The following is a 1,457-nucleotide window of genomic DNA, read 5'->3' as shown; positions in this document are numbered from 1 at the left end:
ATTGCTATTAAACAAAAAGTAATTAATAAAATTACTGATAAAACTAAAAAAATATTATCTAAATTTGAAACTAAGGCTATTAAAAAAGGCCAATTATTACCTTTTGCCTATGGTTCTGATGTTTTTTTAGCAGTAAAAATTGTTCCTTTATCAGTTGCGGGTGAAGTTGCTTTAACAATATATTATAAAAATCTGCAATATGCCCCTATTGTTGTTATGACAACTTTAATCAAAGCAGAACAGTTTGTTTTGGCTCCTGAACCGTTTAAATTCTATATGAATAGTGAATGGTTTATTGGTTGGGGATTTAAAAAAACAAGTTTGTTTAATTTAGTTTCTTTTGCCCCCGTCGCTTATCAACAAGTAATAAAAGATAGTTTTAAAATATATCGAACAATTGCTAAAGTATTAAAATTGCAAGAACAATTTAAAAATAACTTTAATAAAGATAAATTGTTAAATACGCTAGAAGATAGTGCGGTCACTAGTTTATTGGGTAATGGACTAGTATTTCAAACATACAAACAACCCAGAACAAAACAAGATTTAAAAAAAACAATTAAAACAAAAACATTACTAAATAGTAAAAAATTTATATCAAAGAAAATATATTCTAAAAAAATTAAATGATAAGGAGATGATTAAATGTTAAATGAATTATGACAAAATGTTACTTTGGAAAATTATAATAATTTTATTCCAATGACAGGTAAAATTACACAAGTTCCAGTTCGTTACAATAAGTTCTTTAAAGATGATGTAGAATTATGATTTAAAACATTTGCTTTGAGAGCACAAAATATGATTAATTCCTATTTGAATTATCCATTTTCAAAATTAAAGTTTGAAACATTTAAAGACCCATTATTAAAGAAAATTTGTATTAATATGGTGTTTATTACTATTGAGCATTGAACATTTAACCGTATTCCAATTGAGTTTTTTACTTCGGCAAATATGAGTGTTGGTGATATTAATTATTCTTCACAAAATGATCCTATGGCAACATGACAAGGCCTACTGCCCACTTATGCAAAATCATTGGCTAATTTAACAACTTTAAAGAAAATGTTTCGTACTTTTCAAGAAGAAAGTATTGATTTAACAATGATAGATTTAGAAGCATATTATACACAATTAGAAGTTGATGCTTTAATAGAAAAAGAAAAAACTAAGATTGACAATAAAAGTATTGTTAAAAATAACAATAATGAAATAAATGTTCCGTTTGATAATGATACTATTTATGAAAAAAATGGTGTCTGAAAAGCAAAACAAAGTGGCGGTAGTGATATTAAAATTGATAATAAAACAATTATTAAAAATACTGCTGATGAATTAATGGTATCTGATTTAAAACAAAATAAAATAACTTTATTACCTAATAGTAGTGGTCGTGCTAATGCTGATTTTAATGCTGAAAACGGGGAATTAAGAATTTGAGACCCTAGTTTTGA

The 1,457-nt window shown here is 25.6% G+C and carries 2 protein-coding genes; both read left to right on the top strand.

From position 1 onward, the window contains the following. The coding region (locus EHU54_RS05800) for a hypothetical protein (RefSeq protein WP_400249448.1) at positions 1-633 on the top strand (633 nt) is incomplete at its 5' end. Positions 634-645: 12 nt separating this feature from the next. Then, positions 646-1,457 (top strand): hypothetical protein (locus EHU54_RS05795; RefSeq protein WP_400249447.1); only part of this gene is annotated, 812 nt, incomplete at its 3' end.

The organism is Spiroplasma sp. ald, from assembly GCF_044714355.1.
GTDB classification, from domain to species: Bacteria; Bacillota_I; Bacilli_A; order Mycoplasmatales; family Mycoplasmataceae; genus Spiroplasma; species Spiroplasma phoeniceum.
Note: the sequence above shows the minus strand (reverse complement) of the source record. Positions and strands in the feature narration are given on the sequence as shown.